At 61.0% G+C, this 21,052-nt stretch carries 25 protein-coding genes; 14 read left to right on the top strand and 11 right to left on the bottom strand.

The window, feature by feature from the left end:
* Positions 1–28 precede the first annotated feature (28 nt).
* The 5 genes from V5N13_RS01125 to V5N13_RS01105 all read left to right on the top strand — a co-directional run bounded on the left by V5N13_RS01125 (position 29) and on the right by V5N13_RS01105 (position 4,648).
* Entirely contained in the window at positions 29–850 is an 822-nt protein-coding gene (locus V5N13_RS01125) for a M48 family metallopeptidase (RefSeq protein ID WP_336359264.1), read from the top strand.
* A gap of 62 nt (positions 851–912) precedes the next feature.
* Positions 913–2,487: a succinic semialdehyde dehydrogenase gene (locus V5N13_RS01120; RefSeq protein ID WP_336359263.1), complete on the top strand. Its 1,575-nt coding sequence runs from the start codon at positions 913–915 to the stop codon at positions 2,485–2,487.
* Positions 2,488–2,491: 4 nt separating this feature from the next.
* Positions 2,492–3,580, top strand: a complete 1,089-nt coding sequence (locus V5N13_RS01115; RefSeq protein WP_336359262.1) for an SDR family oxidoreductase — start codon at positions 2,492–2,494, stop codon at positions 3,578–3,580.
* A gap of 48 nt (positions 3,581–3,628) precedes the next feature.
* Positions 3,629–4,309: an AzlC family ABC transporter permease gene (locus tag V5N13_RS01110; RefSeq protein ID WP_332898997.1), complete on the top strand. Its 681-nt coding sequence runs from the start codon at positions 3,629–3,631 to the stop codon at positions 4,307–4,309.
* Positions 4,310–4,648, top strand: coding sequence for an AzlD domain-containing protein (locus tag V5N13_RS01105; RefSeq protein ID WP_336359261.1), 339 nt, complete (start codon positions 4,310–4,312; stop codon positions 4,646–4,648). It abuts the gene before it with no gap.
* Here V5N13_RS01105 and V5N13_RS01100 read toward each other — a convergent pair.
* A complete protein-coding gene (locus V5N13_RS01100) occupies positions 4,645–6,159 on the bottom strand; it encodes an SLC13 family permease (RefSeq protein WP_336359260.1) in 1,515 nt (504 codons plus the stop codon). The genes V5N13_RS01105 and V5N13_RS01100 overlap by 4 nt on opposite strands.
* 87 nt (positions 6,160–6,246) lie before the next feature.
* Between V5N13_RS01100 and V5N13_RS01095 the strand changes: the two genes are divergently transcribed.
* Positions 6,247–6,642: a hypothetical protein gene (locus tag V5N13_RS01095; protein ID WP_336359259.1), complete on the top strand. Its 396-nt coding sequence runs from the start codon at positions 6,247–6,249 to the stop codon at positions 6,640–6,642.
* A gap of 13 nt (positions 6,643–6,655) precedes the next feature.
* Here the strand turns inward: V5N13_RS01095 and V5N13_RS01090 are convergent, their stop codons facing one another.
* The 3 genes from V5N13_RS01090 to btuC form a co-directional block, all read right to left on the bottom strand.
* A complete protein-coding gene (locus V5N13_RS01090; RefSeq protein ID WP_336359258.1) occupies positions 6,656–7,357 on the bottom strand; it encodes a CAP domain-containing protein in 702 nt (233 codons plus the stop codon).
* 235 nt (positions 7,358–7,592) lie between these two features.
* Positions 7,593–8,840 carry a heme ABC transporter ATP-binding protein gene (locus V5N13_RS01085; protein WP_336359257.1) on the bottom strand — a complete coding sequence of 416 codons (1,248 nt, stop codon included), beginning with the start codon at positions 8,838–8,840 and terminating at the stop codon, positions 7,593–7,595.
* The gene (gene btuC / locus V5N13_RS01080; protein WP_336359256.1) at positions 8,837–9,946 is read right to left on the bottom strand and encodes a vitamin B12 ABC transporter permease BtuC; all 1,110 of its coding nucleotides are present in this window, start codon (positions 9,944–9,946) and stop codon (positions 8,837–8,839) included. The genes V5N13_RS01085 and btuC overlap by 4 nt, the downstream gene beginning before the upstream one ends.
* A gap of 61 nt (positions 9,947–10,007) precedes the next feature.
* Here btuC and V5N13_RS01075 point away from each other — a divergent pair, with 61 nt between their 5' ends.
* The 4 genes from V5N13_RS01075 to V5N13_RS01060 all read left to right on the top strand — a co-directional run bounded on the left by V5N13_RS01075 (position 10,008) and on the right by V5N13_RS01060 (position 12,706).
* A complete protein-coding gene (locus V5N13_RS01075; RefSeq protein WP_336359255.1) occupies positions 10,008–11,120 on the top strand; it encodes a PGF-CTERM-anchored ABC transporter substrate-binding protein in 1,113 nt (370 codons plus the stop codon).
* Between the two features lie 69 nt (positions 11,121–11,189).
* Positions 11,190–11,468 (top strand): signal recognition particle subunit SRP19, encoded by a 279-nt coding sequence (srp19, locus tag V5N13_RS01070; protein ID WP_332898989.1) that lies wholly within the window; start codon positions 11,190–11,192, stop codon positions 11,466–11,468.
* The gene (locus V5N13_RS01065; protein WP_332898988.1) at positions 11,465–11,686 is read left to right on the top strand and encodes an H/ACA ribonucleoprotein complex subunit GAR1; all 222 of its coding nucleotides are present in this window, start codon (positions 11,465–11,467) and stop codon (positions 11,684–11,686) included. Before srp19 ends, V5N13_RS01065 begins: the two co-directional genes overlap by 4 nt.
* Before the next feature lie 36 nt (positions 11,687–11,722).
* The gene (locus V5N13_RS01060; RefSeq protein ID WP_336359254.1) at positions 11,723–12,706 is read left to right on the top strand and encodes a presenilin family intramembrane aspartyl protease PSH; all 984 of its coding nucleotides are present in this window, start codon (positions 11,723–11,725) and stop codon (positions 12,704–12,706) included.
* Positions 12,707–12,731: 25 nt separating this feature from the next.
* On the opposite strand, the gene V5N13_RS01055 is transcribed toward V5N13_RS01060, so the two are convergent.
* The 3 genes from V5N13_RS01055 to V5N13_RS01045 form a co-directional block, all read right to left on the bottom strand.
* A complete protein-coding gene (locus V5N13_RS01055) occupies positions 12,732–13,094 on the bottom strand; it encodes a hypothetical protein (RefSeq protein ID WP_336359253.1) in 363 nt (120 codons plus the stop codon).
* Positions 13,095–13,177: 83 nt separating this feature from the next.
* Positions 13,178–14,188, bottom strand: coding sequence for an ornithine cyclodeaminase family protein (locus V5N13_RS01050; RefSeq protein WP_336359252.1), 1,011 nt, complete (start codon positions 14,186–14,188; stop codon positions 13,178–13,180).
* Between the two features lie 98 nt (positions 14,189–14,286).
* A complete protein-coding gene (locus tag V5N13_RS01045; RefSeq protein ID WP_332898984.1) occupies positions 14,287–14,511 on the bottom strand; it encodes a hypothetical protein in 225 nt (74 codons plus the stop codon).
* 427 nt (positions 14,512–14,938) lie between these two features.
* Here V5N13_RS01045 and V5N13_RS01040 point away from each other — a divergent pair, with 427 nt between their 5' ends.
* Entirely contained in the window at positions 14,939–16,186 is a 1,248-nt protein-coding gene (locus V5N13_RS01040; RefSeq protein WP_336359251.1) for an MFS transporter, read from the top strand.
* Here the strand turns inward: V5N13_RS01040 and V5N13_RS01035 are convergent.
* Both V5N13_RS01035 and V5N13_RS01030 read right to left on the bottom strand, forming a co-directional pair.
* Positions 16,174–16,560, bottom strand: coding sequence for a DUF3054 domain-containing protein (locus tag V5N13_RS01035; RefSeq protein ID WP_336359250.1), 387 nt, complete (start codon positions 16,558–16,560; stop codon positions 16,174–16,176). The genes V5N13_RS01040 and V5N13_RS01035 overlap by 13 nt on opposite strands.
* A gap of 9 nt (positions 16,561–16,569) precedes the next feature.
* Positions 16,570–17,172, bottom strand: coding sequence for a class I SAM-dependent methyltransferase (locus V5N13_RS01030; protein WP_336359249.1), 603 nt, complete (start codon positions 17,170–17,172; stop codon positions 16,570–16,572).
* Between the two features lie 97 nt (positions 17,173–17,269).
* Between V5N13_RS01030 and V5N13_RS01025 the strand changes: the two genes are divergently transcribed.
* Together V5N13_RS01025 and V5N13_RS01020 are read left to right on the top strand one after the other, a co-directional pair.
* Positions 17,270–18,493 carry a hypothetical protein gene (locus tag V5N13_RS01025; RefSeq protein WP_336359248.1) on the top strand — a complete coding sequence of 408 codons (1,224 nt, stop codon included), beginning with the start codon at positions 17,270–17,272 and terminating at the stop codon, positions 18,491–18,493.
* Positions 18,494–18,531: 38 nt separating this feature from the next.
* Positions 18,532–19,044, top strand: coding sequence for a GNAT family N-acetyltransferase (locus V5N13_RS01020; protein WP_336361404.1), 513 nt, complete (start codon positions 18,532–18,534; stop codon positions 19,042–19,044).
* 18 nt (positions 19,045–19,062) lie between these two features.
* On the opposite strand, the gene V5N13_RS01015 is transcribed toward V5N13_RS01020, so the two are convergent.
* On the bottom strand, positions 19,063–19,257 hold the full coding sequence (locus V5N13_RS01015; protein ID WP_332898979.1) for a cold-shock protein: 195 nt from the start codon (positions 19,255–19,257) through the stop codon (positions 19,063–19,065).
* Between the two features lie 90 nt (positions 19,258–19,347).
* On the opposite strand from V5N13_RS01015, the gene fen reads away from it, so the two are divergent.
* On the top strand, positions 19,348–20,328 hold the full coding sequence (gene fen / locus V5N13_RS01010) for a flap endonuclease-1 (protein ID WP_336359247.1): 981 nt from the start codon (positions 19,348–19,350) through the stop codon (positions 20,326–20,328).
* Here fen and V5N13_RS01005 read toward each other — a convergent pair whose 3' ends face one another.
* The gene (locus V5N13_RS01005; RefSeq protein ID WP_336359246.1) at positions 20,329–21,045 is read right to left on the bottom strand and encodes a hypothetical protein; all 717 of its coding nucleotides are present in this window, start codon (positions 21,043–21,045) and stop codon (positions 20,329–20,331) included. It abuts the gene before it with no gap.
* Positions 21,046–21,052 lie beyond the last annotated feature (7 nt).

Raw genomic sequence — 21,052 nt, 5'->3', positions numbered from 1 at the left:
AAATACTGGGACGAAGGTGTGTTATGAAATGAGACATTTAGGCCTCAAGGTACGGATGGCGATTGCAGGGAGCATCCTGTTCGCCTTCTACATCGTCATCGCCTCAATCGCGTGGGCGATGACCGGCTCTATCGCCCTCGTCGCGGTGCTCAGTCTGTTGCTCGTCGCCGGGCAGTACAAGTTCGGCAAATGGGTCGCGGTTCGGAGCGTCGGCGCAAAAGACCTCCCGAGCGACCAGTTCGCTGACATCCACGAGAAGACAGAGCGACTCTGTGAGAAGATGGACATCCCAAAGCCGCGGCTTATGTACGCGCAGATGGGGTCGCCAAACGCATTCGCTGTCGGGCGCAAGAAGAGCGGAACGGTCGTCATCAGCACTGAACTCATGGAGGTTCTCGACGACGACGAACTGGAGGGCGTCATCGCCCACGAACTCGCGCACATCAAGAACCGCGACGTGGTGACGATGGTGCTCGGCCAGTCCGTGGCGATGCTCATCGGCTGGGGCGTTTACTTCGTCGTGCGCAACGTCGCAGACGGCATTCTCGGCTGGATCCTCGCGTGGATTGCGAGCATCATCGCGAACATGCTGGTCATGATCTTCGTGCTCGTCATCTCGCGGGTGCGCGAATACGCCGCAGACGAAGACGCGGCGCAGTATACGGGCAACCCAGAAGCCCTCGCAAGCGCGCTCGAAAAGATTGGTCACGTCAACCGCCAAGTCGAGGAGACGAACATCAACGACAGTGTGAGCGCGATGTGCATCTTCGGCGTCCAGAAGGGGCTGTTCGCCTCCCTGTTTGCGACGCACCCGCCAATCGAAAAGCGGATTCAGCGGCTTCGGCAGTAACGAATTTTCGCGGCGTGTCTCCGCGCTAACGTTTTTCCACCGGGAAGGAGTAGTGCATTGTAGTGACTGCTTCGACCATTTGGCCCCCGCGAACCGACGCCGCTCAGCTCGAAGACCTCGTGCTGACGGTTACGCGCTCGGGCGACGACCGTAAACTGCGCTCCGTCCACGCGCCCTACTCGGACGAAGAGATTGGGTCGGTTCCCGATTGTACAGGCGAGGACGTGGAACTCGCCATCTCGCGCGCCAGAAACGCACAAGAAGAGTGGGCTGCCCGTGATGTAAGCGAACGAGCGACCATTCTCACCCGGTATCACGACATGGTGCTCTCGCGCCAAGACGAGTTACTCGACGTGATGCAACTCGAAAGCGGGAAGGCGCGCCGTGATGCCCTCGAAGAGGTGCTCGACGTGGCGAACAACGCGCGCCACTACGCCACTCGCGCAGAAGGGTATCTCGCAGACGAGAAGCGAAAAGGCGGCTTTCCGGTACTCACGAAAGCCCGCCAGCATCGCCACCCGGTCGGCGTGGTGGGTGTCATCTCGCCGTGGAACTATCCGCTGACGCTCGCCGTCTCCGACGCGATTCCCGCACTGCTCGCCGGAAATTCGGTGGTTCTTAAACCCGCAGAAGAGACGCCGTTTACCGCGCTTCTCGCGGTGAAACTGCTCAGGGAAGCGGGAGTCCCACCGAACGTGTTTCAGGTCGTGACTGGCTCGGGGAAGGAGCTTGGGCCGCCGCTCATCGACAACGTGGATTTCGTCCAGTTCACGGGGAGCACGAAGACGGGCCGACGAGTTGCGAAGCGAGCAGGGAAAAACCTCGTTCCCTCGTCGCTCGAACTCGGCGGGAAGAATCCGATGGTTGTCTTCGACGACGCCGACCTGAAATGGGCCGTCGATGGCGCAATTCGCGGCTGTTTCACCAACGCCGGACAACTCTGTCTCTCCTTCGAGCGTCTCTATGCGCAGTCTGGCATCTACGAGCAGTTCCGCGACGAACTCGTGAATCGAACGCGTAGCCTCCACCTCGCGGCGAGCTACGACCACGACCCAGAAGTCGGGTCGTTGATGGGGAAACAGCAACTCGCGAGAGTGCGAACACACGTTGATGACGCCGTCGAGAAGGGCGCAAAGCTTCTCACTGGCGGGCGTCACCGCCCCGACCTCGGGCCGTATTTCTACGAGCCAACCATCCTCGAAGGCGTCACCGACGAGATGTTGGTCGCCCACGAGGAGACGTTCGGGCCGGTCGTCACGCTCCGGTCGTTCCGTAGCGACGAGGAAGCGATTTCGCTCGCGAACGATTCTGAGTACGGACTGAACGCGGCCGTCTGGACTGGGGATACAGACCGCGGGCACGACGTGGCGCGAAAAATCGAGTGTGGCACGGTCAACCTCAACGACCCCTACACCGCCGCGTGGGGGTCTGTGGACGCGCCGATGGGCGGGATGAAGCAGTCGGGACTTGGCCGCCGACACGGCGACGAAGGCTTCCTCAAGTACACCCAAACCCAGACGGTTGCAGAACAGCGATTCCACCCGATTGCGCCGCCCCGGCGGGTGCCAATGCGCCTGTACGCGAAGGGAATGAGCGCGATTCTGAAACTCATGCGGCGTATCCCGGGGCTTCGGTGAGCCGATGACCCATATTTTCTTCACCGGCTATCCCGGCTTTCTCGGGTCTGCGGTGCTCGAACGACTGCTTGCAGAAACCGACGAAGAGACGACCGTCACCTGCCTCATCCAGCCCAAGTTCATGAAAAAAGCCGAGCGTCGGCTTCCGGTCATCGCGGCGTGGGCAGAGACGAGTCCGGAGCGCGTGTCGCTCGTCACGGGCGACATCACTGCTGAGAATCTCGGACTGAGCGACGTCGAAGCCCTCTATGACTCGGTGGATACGGTGTTCCATCTCGCCGCCGTCTACGACCTCGGCGTCTCGCGCGAGGTTGCGTTGGCGGTGAACGTCGAAGGGACGAAAAACGTCCTCTCGTTCGCGCAGGCCGCAGATGCAGACCGCTTTCACTACGTCTCGACGTGCTACGTGAGCGGTGAGCACGTCGGTATCTTCGAAGAGACCTACCTCGACGTGGGCCAGTCGTTCAACAACCACTACGAGGAGTCGAAGTTCGAGGCGGAAGTTGCGGTTCAGCAGGCCATGCGCCGCGGGTTGGCGACGACCATCTATCGCCCGGCTATCGTCGTCGGTGACAGCGACACGGGTGGGACGCAGAAATTCGATGGGCCGTACTATCTCCTCCAGTGGATGCTCAGACGGCGAAAGCGCGTCGTCCTCCCCGTCGTTGGCAACGCGAAGCGGACGGAAGTGAACCTCGTGCCCCGCGATTTCGTTGCGAGAGCGATTGCACACCTGAGCCAACTGGAGAACTCGAAAGATACGGTGTACCAGCTCTGTGACCCAGACCCACCGACTGCGGCGGAAGTACTCTCTGCGTTCGAAGCGGCAACCGACCGAACCCTGCTCCGGATTCCGATGCCGAAAGTCGTGGTACAGAACGCTCTCGACTACGTGCCGGGCGTCTACGACCTGTTCAAGATTCATCCGGCGGTCGTCGACTACTTCGACCACCCGACGAGCTACGTCTGCCCGAACACGATTCGTGATTTACACGGGTCGGGTATCGCGTGTCCACCGCTCGTAACCTACGCCCCCGCGCTCGTTTCGTTCATGCAGAAACACCCCAAACTGGGCTGGGACGCGATGGTCTAAACTGCTCATACAGCAAGCGTTAACCCCCACTATCGTGGACATTTTTACATGTCTGCTGCACGCGCCAGTTTCAGAGCGGGGGTTATCGACTGCATCCCGCTCATGCTCGGCGTTATTCCGTTCGGACTTATCGCGGGCGTCGCCGCCGTCAGCGCCGGAATTCCGGCGGTCCACACGGTTGGGATGTCCGTCATCATCTTCGCGGGCGCGTCACAACTCGCCGCCATCGAACTCATCGGCCAAGACGCCCCGGCGCTGGTCATCGTCCTCACGGTGCTCGTCATCAACCTGCGGATGATGATGTACAGCGCGTCACTCGCGCCACATTTTCAGAAGTTGAACGAACGCTGGAAGGTGTTGCTTTCCTACATCCTCACAGACCAGGCGTTTGCGGTATCGATTATCAAGTTCGAGCAAAGTGACGTGAAAAAACACTGGTACTATTTCGGCGTGGCCATCACCCTCTGGGTCGTTTGGCAAATCGCCACCATCGTGGGAATCGTCCTCGGCGCGAGCATTCCCGCAGAGTGGAACCTCGGCTTTACCGTCCCGCTCATCTTCCTCACCTTGCTCATCACCGCGATGAAAGACCGGCCGTCGATTGCGGCGGGCGTCGGCGGCGGCGTGATTGCCGTCGTGGGCGCAGGGCTGCCGTTTAACCTCGGCTTGCTCATCGGCTCGCTCTGTGGCATTGCAACCGGCCTCCTCGTCGCAGAGAGGTGGGCGTAGATGCCAACGTCAATCGAGCCGACGCTGCTCTGGGCCATCATCATAGCGGCGGGCGTTGGCACGTTCCTCATCCGACTGTCGTTCATCCAGTTGTTCGGACAACTCGATGACCTCCCACCGCGCGCAGAGCGCGCGCTGTCGTTCGTTCCGGCGGCGGTGCTCGCCGCCCTCGTCATCCCGAGTTTCGTCTTCGTCAATGAATCGCTCGCGCTCGGCATCGGCAACGAAAAACTCCTCGCTGGGCTGGTCGCGGGTGCGGTTGCGTGGCGCACCGAGAACATGGTGGCGACGATTGTGACGGGCATGGGCGTGCTGTGGACGCTCACGTTCGTGCTTTAGGCGACAATCGACGGCCACACGCGGAGCAATAGGCTGAACAACACCGTGAGCACGAGCGCCATGAGCACGTCGAGCAACGCTCCTGCGCGAAGCATCTCCCCGCGAGTGAGTTCGCCCGTACCGAACACGATGGCGTTTGGTGGGGTGGCAACCGGAAGCGCGAATCCGAAGCTTGCGGCGATGGCCCCCGAGAGCGCAAGCGTGAGCGCGACGGCCGCCGGGGCTGCCCCGAACGCGCCACCGGTTGCAAGCCCGGCCGTGATGAGCAGTGGGGCGAGAATCGCGGCCATCGCGGTGTTCGAGGCGAGTTCGCCCGCGAGAATCGTGACGATGATGATGACGAACAACAAGACGAAAAGCGGCGCGTCCATCACCACACCGAAGGTGTTGGTCGCAAGCCATTCGGTTGCCCCGGTTTCGGTGAGCGCGTTCGCGAGCGAGAGACCGCCGCCGAGCAACAGGAGCGTTCCCCAGTCGATGGCGAGGAGGTCGTCCCATTCGACGGTGTCTGCGAGCACGAGCGCCGGAATCGAGAGCAGGCCAACGACCACGAAGTAGAGTGCGCCCTGATGGCCGCCAGCGCCGACGAGGCTCGGCCCAGAGCCGCCAAAGAGGGTGACGTACAGCCGTGGGGAAAGCACGCCTTCAAAGAGAAAGCCGAGGCCACCGAGTATCCATAGCGTCGCCGTCGCAGCGAAGATGAGTGCGACGCGTTTCGCGTGCGGCGAGAGTGGCCCGTCTGCTTCGAGCAGGGCGCGTGTTTCGTCGCGGACCACAGACACGTCGTGGGCTGCGGGTGGGAACACGACGAAAGTGAGGACGTACCAGACGAGCGGGAGCGTGACGATGACCACGGGCAGGCCAATCGCGAGCCACTCGACGAAGCTAATCTGAATGTCAGCAAACTCAGCGAGGGCTGCGACCACGATGGCGTTTGGCGGCGTGCCGATGAGGGTTCCCACGCCACCGACGCTCGCGGCGTAGGCCGTCCCGAGGAGCAACGAGCGGTGGAGATTCGAGTGCTCTTCGTGCGCCCCCGTCACCTGCGTCGCGAGGCCGAGGGCGATGGGTGCCATCATCGCCGTGGTCGCCGTATTCGAAATCACCATCGAAAGCAGCGCTGTCGTCACCATCACCGCAAGGACGAGGCGACGCGGGGAGGTACCGAGGCGAACCAAGAGTACGTAGGCGATTTTCCGGTCGAGATTCTGGCGCTGGAGTGCTGCTGCGAGCATGAACCCCGAGAGCAGTAAGAACACGATTGGGTCTGCAAATCCGGTGAGGGCACCGGAGAGGCGTGGAAACACGCCAAGCAGCGTCAGGCACACCGGTATCAAGAGGGCAGTCACGGGGAGCGGGAGTGCGCCTGTAACCCAGAGTATCGCGGCGAACAGCGCGGTCGAGAGCGCGAACTGACCTGCTTGGTCGAGTCCCGCGGGCGTGGGAAGGGCGGCGAACACGCAGGCGACGACGAGAGCGAGTCCCACCAACAGCACATTTCGCAGCCCCATTGAGAACACAATTGTCGCCTATCCGCAAAAGTACTTGCAGACGGACTGTCACAACAGCTAAACCGCTCACCTCAGTAGCCACGGCTAATGGCGGACGAACCGATTGCATTCGGGCCTGAGCCAAACTGGATTGTTGCCGTCTTCGGCCTCGTCGGCGTGGGCCTCGGCGTCGTTGGCCTGCTCGGAACCCTCTTACTCGGACAGTTTCTCGGTTCGATATTCAGGCTCGTCGCGGTCGCTATAACGCTCCTCTCCGGGCCGGTACTCGCGTTCGTATATGGGTTGTGGAGCGCAGAAACAGCCCCGCTTTCCGTGGGGCGACAGAGTGTCGCTGGCTACCTCCTTTGTGGACTGCTCGCCGTGTTCATCCTCTCGCTGGGCGGTGGGCTTCCGGTCATCCAACTCGGCATTGGGGTAGTTGCCTTCTCGCTTCCGACGGGTGGGGTCGGCGCTGGTGTTGCGTATCTGGCCCAACGCGCGTAATAAAAAGTGTGTCTCAGCAGTAGGTAGCGGTCGCGTACACGGTGCCGTCTGCGGTGATGCGCACGCCCACGCCAAGCGAGCGGGCGTTGTCGAGGCCGATGTACTCTGCGTCCGTCGTGGTGTTCAGCCACTGGTTTACGAGTGTGGCGGCGACCGCTTGCTCATCGGCGTTGATGCGTTGTTCGCCGTTTACCGTGTAGTAGGAACCCGCGGTGGTTTTCCCGATGCTCTCTGCGCCCCGGTGGTAGTAGCCTTTCGAGTCGTCTAAGATTTTACACTGTTCGTAGAGTTCGTATTTGCGGTACCGATCTTCGACCGTCTCGCCATTCGGTGATTCGTGGGCGTAGTACTCGCCGTCCGCCATGTCCGTGCTGTGGTACAGCGCCATCTCGGTCAACTCGTCTTTGAAGCGAAGTTCGCTAATTTCTTGGTCTGCCCGCGCTGCGTTGATTTCCTCATAGACGAGCACCGCGACCTTCGTTTCGTTAAACGAGTCGGGGTCAGTCTCCGGCACTGCCGTGGTTTGCGTTGCTGCAGGCGTTTCGGTGGCCTGCGCTGTCTGGTCTGTGTCGTCCGTTTGCGTCTGCGTGCTGTCTCCCCCAATGTCAAAATTGCCGCCCTGATTCTTCGCAAGTTGCATCCCCAGCAACCCTCCAACCGCGAGGGAGGTAAACACGATAACCGCCAGAATGATGATAACGGCTTTGTTTACCATTGTCGATATATACGAAGAATAGATAGATTAACCTATCGGACGGTCAGGATGAACTGACTGTTATGTGAGGGTTACTGAACCGCCCCGAAAGCCAGGCCATCAATCCCTAAAACTATCGGATGAGCCACTGTGGACAACGTTTTCAGACCAGGTCATCGAAGCGGTTCACGCAGCCATAGTTCCGGTCACCAGTGTGGTCGAAGCAGATAGTGCTAGAAAACCGACAGAAAGGCACTCATGGTTCAAGACTGGTGGATGTCGTGGCAGTGAGCGTGTCCACAGCCCGCAGCACGTCACCCGGGTCGATAACGGTGCCCTGCGAACAGAGGTCTCGGTACGCCATGCCCGCCTCACTGCCCGCGTAGTTTCGTGCCTCGAACGGCCGCTCTTCGACTATCAGCAGGCGGGTTGCTTCGCCGGCAAGGTCGAGGATTGCGCGATTCCCGATGCCGATTTCGACGTCCGCGAACACCGTCACGTCAGCCTCGTGGATGAGTGTTCTCGCAGCAGCGACCGTGTCCGCAGAGAGCGGCGCGAACGGCTCTTCGACCACGGCTTCGAGACCGAGCAGTCGAGCGGTTTCGAGGTCTGAATCGCCTTCGTTGAGCGCGCCAACGGTCACTTTGTAGCCCGCCGCAGAGAGCAGATACTGAAGCCGAGAACTCGTTCCGCCGCCGCCGATGACGTGAACGTGCGCGTCCTGTTCGGTGCCCATCTCGGGAAGTGCCGTGACGTAGACGGAGTGGGTCACTGGGTGGCGGGCGACGACTGCGCGGGTGTCGAACGCTGCCGCGAGGGCGTCTTCGGTGAGCACGTCCTCCGGTGGTCCTGCGGCGAGCACCTGCCCGTCGCTGAGCAACAAGAGTTCGTCGCAGTAGTGGGCGGCGAGATTGAGGTCGTGAATCGCGGCGACTGCCGTTTTCCCTTCTTCGACCAGCCCCGAGACGAGTTCGAGCGTTCTGACCTGGTGGTTGATGTCGAGGCTCGCGGTTGGCTCGTCGAGCAAGAGCACGGGCGTCTCTTGGGCGAGTGCGCGGGCAAGGATGACGCGCTGGCGTTCGCCCCCCGAGAGTTCATCGACGGTTCGGTCTGCGAACTCGGTGGTCTGGGTGCGAGAAAGCGCGCGCGACACCGCCGTCGTGTCCTCTTCGGTTCGCCGGTCGAAGCGCGTTTTGTACGGGTTTCGGCCCATCGCCACCACCTCGCGGACTGGGAACGGAAACGCGACGGAGGTGTCCTGTGGGACGGTCGCCACGAGTTGGCTGACGGCTTTCGCAGAGAGCCCGCGAATTGACTGGTCGTCGATTGAGACGGTGCCGGCATCCGGCTCGATTGCGCCGTTGAGGACGCGGAGAAGCGTGGTCTTACCCGCGCCATTTGGCCCGATGAGGCCGACGAAGGTTCCGTCCTCGACGCTCGCAGAAATCGAATCGAGTACCGAGACGTTGCCGTAGGAAACGGAGATGTCGTCGAGCGAAATCATAGGCGGTGGACCTCCCGGCGGCGAAGGAGATAGAGGAAAAAGGGTGCGCCGAGGGCGGCGGTCACGATGCCCACCGGCAGTTCGGCCGCGCCCGCCCGCGCCACGGTGTCGGTCGCTACGAGGAACACGGCTCCGGCAATGGCGCTCGTCGGCAGCAGGATGCGGTGGTCGGGGCCGACGAGCAGGCGCATGACGTGGGGAACGATGAGGCCGACGAAGCCGATGACGCCGGAGACGGCGACCGCGGCCGCGGTGACGATGCTCGCAACGGCGAGGAGGATGCGTTTCGTCCGCTCGACTTCGACGCCGAGTGAGTGGGCGTCCTCCTCGCCCATGAGCAGGATGTTCAGGTCGCTCGTGTAGGCGAACAGAATCCCGACGCCGACGACGACGAAGGGGAGCGTCGTGGTGACGCTTTCCCACGTGCTCGAATGGAGATGGCCCATGAGCCAGAACACGGCTTCTCTGAGGCCGTCACCGCTCTGGAGCAGTGCGTAGGAGATGACCGCACCGAGAAACGTCTGGACAGCGACGCCCGCGAGCAAGAGCGTGGCGACGGGGGTTCGACCGTTTTCTGTTGCGAGGATGTAGACACCGAAGGCGGTGACGAGCGCCCCGACGAACGCCGAGAGTTGGAGGCCAAAGGGGATGGCGAGAGGGAACGCGATGGTCATGACGGCTCCGAGCGCCGCCCCCGAGGAGACGCCGACGATGGAGGGGTCGGCCATTGGATTACGGAAAAAGCCCTGCATCACTGTCCCCGCGGTAGCGAGGGCGACGCCGACAATTGCCCCGAGCAAAATTCGGGGTAAACGAAGTTTGAACACGATGGTTTCGCTCGTTTCAGGGACTGAAAATGAAAAGAGTGGGCGTGTTGCAAGGTCGAAACCCGGCCACGGAAGGCCCGCGTTGGTGAGCGGGAGTGGGACAGAGTTCATGTGCAGCGAGAGGCCCGTTGGAACGACGAGCGTGTGTTGGAGGAGAATCTTCGCCACGATGAGCGGGTCGATTTGTACCGGACCCATGGCGGCGCTCACGAGAATAACGCAGAAAAGCGCGACCAGTAGGCCCGAGACCCACACGGTGAGACGAAGCTCTTGACGCATGTATGAAAGCGTGCTTGCATTAGGTAAATACTTATTGTGTAACCGGCGAGGGGGAAGTACGATGCACAAAAATTTCGTGCGGCTCGTCGCCGTTTTTGTGGTGGTTCTCGCTGGGGTTGGCCCCGCGATGGCTGTCACACCGGGCCAGACACACGCGATGACACAGGAATCCTGTAGCTTCCCATTCACCGCGACGGATGCGACGGGAACCGACGTCACCGTTGACGCGGAAGTCGAATCGGTCGTCGCGCTCCAACCGAGTGCGGCCCAGACGATGTGGGAAATCGGTGCCGAAGAAAAAGTGACGGGAATGCCCGTGAACGACTACACGAGCGACCTTGCGGGCGCAGAGTCCCGAGAGAACATCGTCGCGGAAGACCAGTTCACCGTGAACGTAGAGAAGGTTGTCGCGCTCGACCCTGACTTCGTTCTCGCGCCGAACATCGTCCCCGACGACACCGTGAGCAAACTCCGTGACGCGGGCCTCACCGTCTACAAATTCGAGTCAGCCGCCTCCATTGAGGCGGTGTACGAAAAGACGCTCCTGACCGGCAAGCTCGTCGGTGCCTGTGGCGGCGCACAGGAGCGCGTTGACGCGATGAAAGCCCAAGTGGATACGATTGAGCAAGCCACGGAAGACGAGGACAAACCGCGCGTCCTCTACCTGACCGGTGGCTTCACCGCCGGGAACGGAACGTTCATCCACTCGCTCATCGAGCGCGCGGGTGGCCAGAACGTCGCCGCTGAGGCAGGCATTTCGGGCTACGCGCAGATTTCAGACGAGGTCGTCGCGGAGTACGACCCCGAGTTTATCGTCGTGGACACGGGCGTGCCAGAGCCGCGAATCCCAGAAAAAGAACCGTACACGAACACGACGGCCGTCAAAGAGGGCAACGTCGTGGTGCTTGAGGCGAACGAACTCAACCAGCCTGCACCACGCATCGTGAACCCACTCACGCAGATGGCGAAGGCGTTCCACCCCGAAGCCTACGCAGCAGCGAACATCACCGAGACGGAAACTACTGCACAGCAGACGGAAATGACCGATGGCACAACGTCTGGAACAACGACGGACGCGACGGCCACGACCAGCACCGACGGACCGGGCTTCGGCATCACTGCCGCGCTCCTCGCGCTCGTCTGTGCCGCGCTGGTCGCGCTGCGTCGAACCTAATCGCCACCGCTTTCTCGCGGGCTTTTCGACAACAGAAGGCGTTTAATCCGTGACCGCTGATTGAACTGTATGGTCGAGAACGTCATCTGGCCCGCCTATCTCGATGCGGAACTCACGCGCAGCGAAGGCCGTCGCGTCCCAGAAGACCTCGCCGTCACAGACCCCACGGTCGAGGAAATTGCGAAGGCCGTCCAGCAGGTCGGCTACGACGCAGTCATCGAACGGAACAAAGCCTACTCACGCGAGTTCGAAGAACGCGGTCGCGTCCTCGTGAAAAACGCAGACGACGCCGGAAAGAGCGATCTCATCCAAGCCGTCGCCGTCTACGTCGGAGTCCTGCGCGAATGAAGCGGGTCGGTGAGGTTTCCCGGGTCGCCCAAGGCCTCGCAATCGTGCGACTGCCCGGCGAGGAGCATCCGAACATCGGCACGGCCGTTATCGACGAGAATCTGGACGAAGTCGGGCGCATCGTGGACGTGTTCGGTCCCGTCTCGAACCCCTACGTCGCCATCTCTTCTGACCGTCGTCCGGCGACGCTCATCGGCGTGAAACTCTACGCCCGGTAGCGAAACGGAAAAGGCGGCGGCTCACAACGTTTCAGTATGGAACACCGTTCGCGGATGTATCTCGCAACCGCCGCGACAGTCGGCATCTTTCTGCTCGTGCAGATGGGCGCGCTCGCGCTCGTCCAACCGTTCGACGCTGCTGGCTATCAGGCAGTTGAGAACCCCGACGACCCGACGAACAGTTTCGTCTATCTCGCCGCCATTCTCGTCGCCACCGGCGTCATGTTGCTCGCGTTTAAACTCGACTTGACGTGGGTGATTCGCGGCCTCATCGTGTTTTCGAGTTCGCTCGTCTCGCTCTACGTTTTCAGCATCCTCATCCCACCCGTCGTGACGGCGACGATTGGCGGCAGCGCGGTGAACGTCCTCCCCTTTGTCGCCGCGGGCCTGCTCGGGATTCTCCTGCTCGCCTACCCCGAGTGGTACGTCATCGACGCGGTGGGCATCGTGATGGGCGCTGGCGCGGCGGGGCTGTTTGGCATTAGCTTCGGTCTCCTGCCCGCAATCGTGTTGCTCTCGGCGCTCGCCATCTACGACGCCATCAGCGTCTACGGCACCGAACACATGCTCACGCTCGCAGAGGGCGTAATGGACATCAAAGTCCCCGTCATCCTCATCATCCCGCTCACGCTCTCGTACTCGTTTCTCGCAGAAGGTGCGGGCGACGGGGTGAACGAAGACGATGAAGAAACAGACGAAAGTGAAGATGATGGCTCGCGCGACGCCTTCTTTATCGGCCTCGGTGACGCCGTCATGCCAACTGTGATGGTCGCAAGCGCAGCCGTGTTCGCCCCCGCGCCGATGTTCAACCTCGGGGTACTGACGCTGAATCTCCCCGCGCTCACGTCGCTCATCGGGACGCTGCTGGGGCTGCTCGTGTTGATGTTCATGGTGATGAAAGGCCGCCCGCACGCCGGATTGCCGCTCCTCAACGGCGGCGCAATTGGAGGGTACTTGCTCGGCGCGCTCGTGAGCGGGATTTCGCTGGTGCAGGCGGTCGGGTTGGCGTCGTATCTGTAAACGATTCCTTACTGGGTTCCTGAGGTTACCTGACCGGTTGTATTTCGATTTCTCCCCCAGCCGTAATTTGAATTTTCAGTTCCGCTATTCCATTATCGAGCGTGAAATCCAACCTATTCGTCGTCTCATTCTCTAGCATTACTAAGACGGTATACTCGGGATTCGAGTCGGGTGCTGGGATTCCCTCCTCGAACTCTTGGCTACGCCCAGCGCCGACCAACATGTTGTCGGAAAACGCAGTCGAAAATCCCAGACCGTGGTCATCAAATATCGTAATCGAAACCACCACCATGTGATTCTGGTCGTGGTCGTTTTCGATAGTAATGGGGTAGTACTCACTCCCGCCGAGAGGAGCGTTGCAACCAGCTATCGCGGTTCCAGTGACCACAGACGCAAGTGTTAGAAAATGACGACGAGTCGAACCGGGCGACATAAGCCACCCTTCTCTCAAATTGGCTAAATATTTTCTCCTTATTCGCCCGTCAATGCCTGACTCGCGGGCGAGAACTCCATCTGTTCACCCAAGTCCTGCTCGACGGCCTTTTCGTAGAGCATCTGCGCCGCCGCGACGGTTTCGATGGCCGTCCCGCCGCTGTCGAAGACGGTGATGTCCTCGGCAGATTCGCGGCCCGGCACTTCTCCGGCGACGACCTCCCCGAGTTCAGCGTAGATGTCGTCTTCGGTGACCGCGCCCTCTTCCATGGCGAGGAGGAACGACCCGGCGTCAGAAAGCGCCCGCGCACGGAGGTCCGGGACGTACTTCGCGCGCTGGATGGTCGTCGCGTCGAGTTCGCGCTTTTTCGGGTGGTATTGGCCCATCGCCGTGACGTGCGTCCCCGGCGAGAGGAGGTCGCCGTCGAAGACGGGTTCGTTGGCCTTCGTGGCGGTGATAACGATGTCCGCGTCTTCGACGGCAGCCGCGCTTGAGGCGACGGCGGCGACGGTGGCGTCTAACTGTTCGTTGAACTCGGCGGCGAACGCCTCGCGGTTCTCCTTCGTTGGTGAGTAAACGTACACCGAGTCGAGGTTGCGGACGATTGCGGTGGCTTTGAGTTGCCCGCGGGCCTGTGCGCCGCTGCCGATGAGCGCGAGCGTGGAGGCGTCGTCGCGGGCGAGCGCATCGACGCCAACCGCGCCGACGGCACCGGTTTTAAACGGGTTGATGTTCGCGCCGTCTAAGAGCGCCTTCATCGCGCCGCTCTCTGCGTCGAACAGCGGGAGGACGAACTGGGCGTCGCGGTTGCCAAAGCCGGCGGCGTACATGTAGCCGCCCATCGCGCCCATCTCGGGGAGGATGGCGAGATAGCTCGTGAGTTTTCCCGGTGGGGAGTCGTTAAAGAGGCTGGTTCGTGGCTCTGCGGGCGCACCGGTGCCGCGCTCGCGGTAGCCCTCGCGGACGGCCGCGACGTACTCTTCAGGTGTTGCGAGTCCGCTCAGTGCATCGCTCGGGAGAAATCTAACTGCACCGCTCTCATGAGGCATACGCCTGAGTTAGGGGGTCTGTGTCTTAGGTGTGGTGACAGCAGAACGTGTGGTAAAAAAGACCGGAAAAGGAAAAAGAACGGAGTCGGTGACGAGTATTAGTCTGCAGAGCCGATTTTCGGCGGTCGTTCGTTGGTCGTTTGGGGTGCCGGTGTATCGACGGGGCCGTTTACGAACAGGCCGTGTCCGATGAGGGCGACACTCACGAGTGCGGCGATTGGAACTGCGGTTGTGAGTTCAAAACCGATGAGTGTGAGCAATGCGGTGATCCCCCCGAGAGATACAGGGATGAGACCAAGGATAATGTCGTAATAACCCGTCATAATCTGTTAGTAACAAGGGGAATTAGATGTATAAGTGTTTCCCATAAGTGGGTGGTATTATTCTAAGAAGGTAGTCTGCCTATTTTGAGTGTGTTTTTACAATTATTCTCATAACTTATGAGGGAGCCTGATTGCGTAGAAACCGAATCCCGACGCCTCTGTTTCGAACATTCGTGATATTTGAAACAGTTTTTGAAAAGGGCAGGAAAAATATATGTTTGAAAACTGACGGCGAAATTTGGCCCAAACTGTAGGCTCTTGAGGCGTGAGAACATAGCGCAATGAGCGAGTGCATCCACCCAACACAGCATAACTGCTGTTACTGTCAGCTCGCACGATACAGATAGGAATGCCGGTGTGGCCCGGCACGACCTATCATCTGCCGATACCGACGACTTTTCAGCCTCGGCAAGCAATTGCCCGTTCAGTGAACCATAACGACCGGTCTATCGTTGGGCTCGTGATGGTCGCCCACGCGATGGTCCACACCTACGAACTCTCGGTTCCCATCCTGTTGCTCATCTGGATGGCAGAGTTCGGCGTGAACGAGGCCACCATCAGCCTCGTCGTCTCCGCTGGCTTTGCGCTGTTCGGCCTCGGCGCGCTTCCCGGTGGGGTGCTCGTCGATAGATTCGGCTCCGGCCCACTCATCACCGCCTGTTTGCTCGGGATGGGCGGCTCTTTCTTGCTTCTTGGTCTCGCGCCGAACCTGCTCGTCGTCGCCGCCGCGCTCTTGCTCTGGGGGCTCGCAGCGAGCGTGTATCACCCCTCCGGCCTCGCGCTCATCAGTCGTGGCGTCACCGAGCGCGGCAGCGCCTTTGCCTACCACGGCATGGCGGGCAACCTCGGCATCGCCCTCGGCCCACTCATCACCTCGCTGCTCTTGCTCGTCTACGATTGGCGCATCGTCGTCGGCCTACTTGCCATCCCCGCCGGGGCCGCCGCGCTCTACGCTGCGCGCGTCAACGTCGATGAGCGCGCTGCGGTCTCCGCAGACGGCGGCAAGAACGCAGAGAGCGAACCCATCTCATCGGTGTCTGAGTTCGTCGAAGAGTCGCGTGCGCTGTTCGTTGGCGGCTTCGCGCTCGTGCTCACGGTTGCCATGATGTCCGGCCTCTACTATCGTGGCTCGCTCACGTTCCTGCCTGCGCTCATCACCGAGTTCCTCGGCTTCGACGGCGCGACCGTCACCGTCGCTGGCTTCGCCTTCGACATCGCGCGCGATGAACTGAGCCGCTACGTCTACTCCGGGCTCCTCATGGTCGGGGTCATCGGCCAGTACACAGGCGGCAAGCTCACCGACCGCTTCCCCGTTGAGTACGGCATCCTGTTCGGGTTCGGCGCACTCGCGCTCATTGCGTTGCTCATCGTCCCTGCCGCGAGCGCGGGCGTCATCCCCTTCCTGCTTATCGGCGTTGCACTCGGCTTTACGCTGTTTCTCGTCCAGCCAATCTATCAGGCGTCCATTGCGGAGTACTCGCCCGCCGAGGCGCGGGGGCTCTCGTATGGCTACACCTACCTGTTTGTCTTCGGCGTGGGGGCGATTGGCGGCGTCATCGCCGGGACGCTGTTGACCTACTTCTCGCCGATGGTGCTGTTTACGGTGCTTGCAGGATTTGGCGCGATTGGCTCGACCCTCGGCTTCGTCCTCATCCGGCGGTCTCAGGACGTGTAGGCCACGGCCGTCCGGAACGGGACGAGCAACACGAGGCCGACGAGAATCGAGACGATGACGAACGCGATGGCGAACCCACCGGGGAAAAATTCTGTCGCACGGAGCGCCTGTCCGATGAGCGCCGCGCCCACCCACGCGCCGGCGGTTCGACCGATTGTGGCTTTGAGGTCACGACGGCGACCGTCGTAGAGGCCCGCGAGGGGCGCGAGGAAAAGCCAGCCCAGTAAAAACGGGGAAGTCGTCATGAGGAGGCCTTGCGTGCCGTGTTCCATCTGCCCGAGAAAGACGAACAGCGTGATGAGCGCGACATCACCGAGCGCGAGCAGTGCGGTACGCGGCGTTACAGCGACACGAGCGGAGGCGGTGTCACTCATTGCTCAGTCTCATCGCTCCTCGATAATGGGCGAATCGTTTTCGGTCGCCACGCCGACGATGGTGTAGCCAAAGCCGGTCTCTGGAACAGTTGGTTCGAGACCCGCCGCTTTCACCAGTCCCGCGAGTTCGTGTGGCGTGTCGAACGTCGAATCGAAGCCGACGAGACGTTCGAGTGCGACGAGCGCCCCACCGCGCAGCGTTTCGGGGTTGAACTCACGGATGACAACCACGCCGCCGGGGCGCACGACGCGCGCAGCTTCACGGACGACCGACCGATGGTTCGGCATATGGTGGAGGGCGTCTACGATGACCACCGCATCCACGCTGTCGGTGGCGACTGGCAAGCGCGTTGCATCGCCCTGTGCCACGTCGAGGCCGTGTGTGCGCGCCTCCACGAGCATCCCTCTCGCGGCGTCAACGACGATTCTCTCTGTCGCTGTGAGCGCCCGCGACGCCCGCCCGGTGCCGCCACCCACGTCGAGGACGCGCTCTATGGGGCGAGTGGCGCGAGACAACCCGGCTTCGAGCGTGGCCCTATCTGCTGCGGGCATCGCCCGTTCGTACGCACTGGCAAACCGGTCGAACAGCGTGACGTCGCGGCCGTGTCCCATACGGACGTGTTGTGACCGACACCTCTTAGATTCACCCCAGTCAGGTTGTTACTCAAAGCATGACAAGTATTAAGATAATCACGAAACATGTCGAAGTATGAAACGAGCCCTCCCTCTTTTTCTCGCCCTCCTCATCTCCCTCGCAGGTTGTGGTGCGGTCAGCCAAACGAACCAGCAGCTCACGACCGAAGCCCCACCAACTACCGCAACTGAAGCGGCATCCCAAAATGCGATGGAAACGGCGACAGCGGCCACAACGCCGAATACGACAACCACACCGGAATCGTCGTCAGCCACGACAACGACGGCTGAGTCAACGCACACTCCACAGGCAACAACGACCACAGCGACGCCAGCCACGACGACGCAAACACCGACTACGACCACCACGACACAGACACCTGTCACCACGATAGCAACTTCCACGCAGGCTGATACGCAACCCGCATCGGCGGGTGCCACGGGTGGCGGGAGTAGCACGCCACCAGAAAGTGGGTCGACAACCGAGCAGACGACGACTGCGGCACCGACGCAGGATACCACGGAGTCACAGACGCCAGAACCTGAGCCGCTTGGTCGGTTTGAGGGGCCGACGTACACCGACACAGAAATCACCAACAGTCCGCTCGCCTCGCTCAGCGCAAGCCGCCTCGTCTCCGCCCACGAAGCGGCTCTCAACGACTTAGAGAGCGTGACCAGCTTTGGGCGCTACTGGTCTGAAAACGAGCTCGAAGAGCGCGTCTTCCACGCAGAGGAGACCATCGAAATCGACGAGAGCCGCGACGTGTCTCACCTGCACTGGGCCGACCGCGTGACGAACGCAGGCAGTACGACGCGCCACTTCGACCGCCGCGTGACGACGGATTCGTGGACGGCGTACAACGCGACGACGGTGTTCCCCGAGAAACCGACGAACTATCTCACGGGAAAAGTCTGTGAACCGTACCAAGACGACTCGCTGCGCGTGCCGGTTGACGTGGCGTCGGTCGCAGACGTAAACCGTCTTTCCTACCTCATCACGGAACTCGACTTCCGACAGGTCGAGACAATCCGCTACGACGGCATGGACGCGACCGTCTACGCGACTACCGACCCGAAAGATACGCTTTTGACGGGGTCTGACACGACCCTCGAAGAATATCGTGCCATCCTCGTCGTCTCAGAGTCCGGGCTGGTGCAGTACTCACACACCTCCGTGACGCTCACCAGAGACGGCGGAACCGTCACGTTCGGAGAGACGCGCACGCTCCGGGACATAAACGACACCACCCTCAGTCCCGCGGCGTGGACCGACGAGGTCGAACTCGGCGAAAACTGCTAGTCGAAGCCTACTTCGCCATCAGCCACGAGGGAGTGTGTATGGAGTACGCGGTGCTCGGCTGGCCGCCCGATGGCCCGAAACTCAGACTCGATTATCGTCAGTTTTCGTATGCTGGAAAGTTCGTCATGTCGAACACCGGGAAGGCCGTCGCCCGTGAGGATGAGGAACTGCTCGGCGCTCTCGCGTTCAACGAAGACCGAACCGACGAGACAACGCTCTGGCTCCGGTACGTGACGGTCAGAGGCGACCGCCGCGGTGAGGGTATCGGCGCATCGCTCGTTTCGTTCGTGACCGAGGTCGCCCACGAGCGCGGGTACGAAACCGTCAAAATCGCGGTTAACAACCCGTTTGCGTACGAAGCCGTCTGGAAAGCAAGGTTTGGCTACACGGGTGAGCAAACGGGGATTGCAGAACTCGTCTGTGCGCACCCCGGCACGCGGACCCAAGCACGATATCAGGACGGACTCGACGTGTATCGAGCGCGCGAGGGATTGTCGGCTGAAGAACGCTCGTTTCTGGCGCGCAAAGCCGCGGCTCAGCCGCCAAAATAAGGGAAAACTCGTTTGCCGTTACAGCCGCTTTACGTTCTGTGCGCGAGGACCGTTGTCCGTTTCGACCACGTCGAACTCAAGCTCCTGACCCTCTTCTAAGTCGGGGCCGCCGATGTCTTCCATGTGGAAGAACACATCGTCGTCGTAATCGTCGGTCTCGATAAATCCGTACCCCTTCCGGTCGTGGAAGAAGGTCACTTTGCCTGTAGCCATTCGAAAGCTCCGCCCTTCTATAGCCTCTCTGACGATAAATAGCCACCGCCGGTCGGGGGATTCAAACACGCTGCGCCGAATAGAGGCGGTATGGGAAACGCAGACCTCCGCCAACTTGCGGCCATTGAGGACATCCCCTTCGAGAAACTGAAGGGCTCCGTCGTGGCCGTTGACGCCCACAACTGGCTGTATCGCTACCTCACGACGACGGTCAAATGGACACGCGACGAGGTGTACACCACGAGCGAGGGCGCGGAAGTCGCAAATCTGATAGGCGTGATTCAAGGACTGCCCAAGTTCTTCGAGAACGACCTGACGCCGGTGATGGTGTTCGACGGCGCGATTACCGACTTCAAAGAGGCTGAAATCGAAGCGCGCCGCGAACAGAAACAGAAGGCCGAGAAAGCCGCAGAAGAGGCCAGAGAGCGCGGTGACGCCATCGAGGCGGCCCGACAGGAAGCCCGCACGATTCGGCTCACCGACACCATCCACGAGACGACGCGAACGCTGTTCGAACTGCTCGACGTGCCGGTCATCGAAGCGCCCGCAGAGGGCGAGGCACAGGCCGCCTACATGGCGCGAAACGGCGACGTAGATTACGTGGGTAGCGAGGACTACGACACGCTGTTGCTCGGCGCGCCGTACACGCTTCGCCAGCTCACGAGCAAGGGCGACCCCGAGTTGATGGATTTGGCGGCGACGCTGGAAAAACACGACATCACATGGGAGCAGTTGGTCGACATTGGCATCCTCATGGGCACCGATTTCAACGAGGGCATCTCGGGAATTGGCCCGAAAACCGCCGTCAAGTTGGTCAAAGAACACGGCGACCTCTGGGCGGTGCTGGAGGCGAAAGACGAGTACATCGAACACGCAGACATCATCCGCGGGCTGTTTCTCGAACCCGACGTGACCGATGACTACGCGTTCAATACGGACATCTCGCCTGATCTGAAAGCGGCGAAAGCGTACGTCACCGAAACGTGGGAAATCCCAGCAGACGAGGTTGCCCGCGGCTTCGAACGCATCGAAGCGTCGGTGGTTCAGACCGGCCTCGACCGATGGACCTGATTACGCGACTGCCTGTGCGAGGTCGAACTGGGCGGCTATGTCGTTGTTTCCGTAGTGCGTGAGCATGCGTTCTAGTTCCTCGAGCGCCGTCGTGGAACCCTTCTTCGCGTCGCAATAGCTGAGATAGTACTCACCGAGAATCGGAATGTCGGACGGGCGGAGTTCTGAGGGCAACGGATTGAGGCCTGCTTCTGCCCGTTCTTTGGCGAGCGGGATGCCGTGGTCGAACTCCTGCCACATCGTCTGGGGCACGGGTTGGCCAGTCGCCCGAGAGACGGCGTCTTCGAACGACAGCGCGGCACCGAACTTCGTCCAGATGGGCTTTTTCAGGTCGATGCTCTTGGTACCCTGCAGAAACTCCGTGACGAGCGGTGAGACGGTATCTTCGACGTGCGCTTCCTGTGCGGCGAGCGACGGTCTCCCAGCGAGGTGGATGAAGTCGAACGACTCACCGTTGTAACTGTACACGACGTCTGGATTTTTCTCGAGACACCATTCGACCGCCGACTCGATGACGGCCAATTCGCTCTCCGGGCTCGAATCTTCACGGAAGAACACCGCCGTCGATTGCGAGCCGTCCGGGTCGATGGCTCCCACGTTGATGGTAAAAATTTCGAAATCTCGAGGATTTTGAAAGTTCGGTCGCTGTCCAGCGTCGAGAGTCGGTGACGTCGTTTCGATATCGATGGTCACAACAGGCGGTTCACTACCAGTCATATCTTAA

Source organism: Haladaptatus sp. ZSTT2, from assembly GCF_037081775.1.
Lineage (GTDB): Archaea > Halobacteriota > Halobacteria > Halobacteriales > Halococcaceae > QDMS2.
This window is presented reverse-complemented; position numbering and strand designations above follow the sequence as displayed.

What these genes read in the sequence shown, in the direction of transcription:
- V5N13_RS01015 (WP_332898979.1), bottom strand. Translation starts at nt 19,257, where the DNA reads ATGGCTACAGGCAAAGTGACCTTCTTCCACGACCGGAAGGGGTACGGA.
- V5N13_RS01105 (WP_336359261.1), top strand. Translation starts at nt 4,310, where the DNA reads ATGCCAACGTCAATCGAGCCGACGCTGCTCTGGGCCATCATCATAGCG.
- V5N13_RS01125 (WP_336359264.1), top strand. Translation starts at nt 29, where the DNA reads ATGAGACATTTAGGCCTCAAGGTACGGATGGCGATTGCAGGGAGCATC.
- V5N13_RS01115 (WP_336359262.1), top strand. Translation starts at nt 2,492, where the DNA reads ATGACCCATATTTTCTTCACCGGCTATCCCGGCTTTCTCGGGTCTGCG.
- V5N13_RS01090 (WP_336359258.1), bottom strand. Translation starts at nt 7,357, where the DNA reads ATGGTAAACAAAGCCGTTATCATCATTCTGGCGGTTATCGTGTTTACC.
- V5N13_RS01035 (WP_336359250.1), bottom strand. Translation starts at nt 16,560, where the DNA reads ATGAGTGACACCGCCTCCGCTCGTGTCGCTGTAACGCCGCGTACCGCA.
- V5N13_RS01025 (WP_336359248.1), top strand. Translation starts at nt 17,270, where the DNA reads ATGAAACGAGCCCTCCCTCTTTTTCTCGCCCTCCTCATCTCCCTCGCA.
- V5N13_RS01065 (WP_332898988.1), top strand. Translation starts at nt 11,465, where the DNA reads ATGAAGCGGGTCGGTGAGGTTTCCCGGGTCGCCCAAGGCCTCGCAATC.
- V5N13_RS01110 (WP_332898997.1), top strand. Translation starts at nt 3,629, where the DNA reads ATGTCTGCTGCACGCGCCAGTTTCAGAGCGGGGGTTATCGACTGCATC.
- fen (WP_336359247.1), top strand. Translation starts at nt 19,348, where the DNA reads ATGGGAAACGCAGACCTCCGCCAACTTGCGGCCATTGAGGACATCCCC.
- V5N13_RS01060 (WP_336359254.1), top strand. Translation starts at nt 11,723, where the DNA reads ATGGAACACCGTTCGCGGATGTATCTCGCAACCGCCGCGACAGTCGGC.
- V5N13_RS01045 (WP_332898984.1), bottom strand. Translation starts at nt 14,511, where the DNA reads ATGACGGGTTATTACGACATTATCCTTGGTCTCATCCCTGTATCTCTC.
- srp19 (WP_332898989.1), top strand. Translation starts at nt 11,190, where the DNA reads ATGGTCGAGAACGTCATCTGGCCCGCCTATCTCGATGCGGAACTCACG.
- btuC (WP_336359256.1), bottom strand. Translation starts at nt 9,946, where the DNA reads ATGCGTCAAGAGCTTCGTCTCACCGTGTGGGTCTCGGGCCTACTGGTC.
- V5N13_RS01005 (WP_336359246.1), bottom strand. Translation starts at nt 21,045, where the DNA reads ATGACTGGTAGTGAACCGCCTGTTGTGACCATCGATATCGAAACGACG.
- V5N13_RS01050 (WP_336359252.1), bottom strand. Translation starts at nt 14,188, where the DNA reads ATGCCTCATGAGAGCGGTGCAGTTAGATTTCTCCCGAGCGATGCACTG.
- V5N13_RS01085 (WP_336359257.1), bottom strand. Translation starts at nt 8,840, where the DNA reads ATGATTTCGCTCGACGACATCTCCGTTTCCTACGGCAACGTCTCGGTA.
- V5N13_RS01075 (WP_336359255.1), top strand. Translation starts at nt 10,008, where the DNA reads ATGCACAAAAATTTCGTGCGGCTCGTCGCCGTTTTTGTGGTGGTTCTC.
- V5N13_RS01020 (WP_336361404.1), top strand. Translation starts at nt 18,532, where the DNA reads ATGGAGTACGCGGTGCTCGGCTGGCCGCCCGATGGCCCGAAACTCAGA.
- V5N13_RS01030 (WP_336359249.1), bottom strand. Translation starts at nt 17,172, where the DNA reads ATGGGACACGGCCGCGACGTCACGCTGTTCGACCGGTTTGCCAGTGCG.
- V5N13_RS01100 (WP_336359260.1), bottom strand. Translation starts at nt 6,159, where the DNA reads ATGGGGCTGCGAAATGTGCTGTTGGTGGGACTCGCTCTCGTCGTCGCC.
- V5N13_RS01095 (WP_336359259.1), top strand. Translation starts at nt 6,247, where the DNA reads ATGGCGGACGAACCGATTGCATTCGGGCCTGAGCCAAACTGGATTGTT.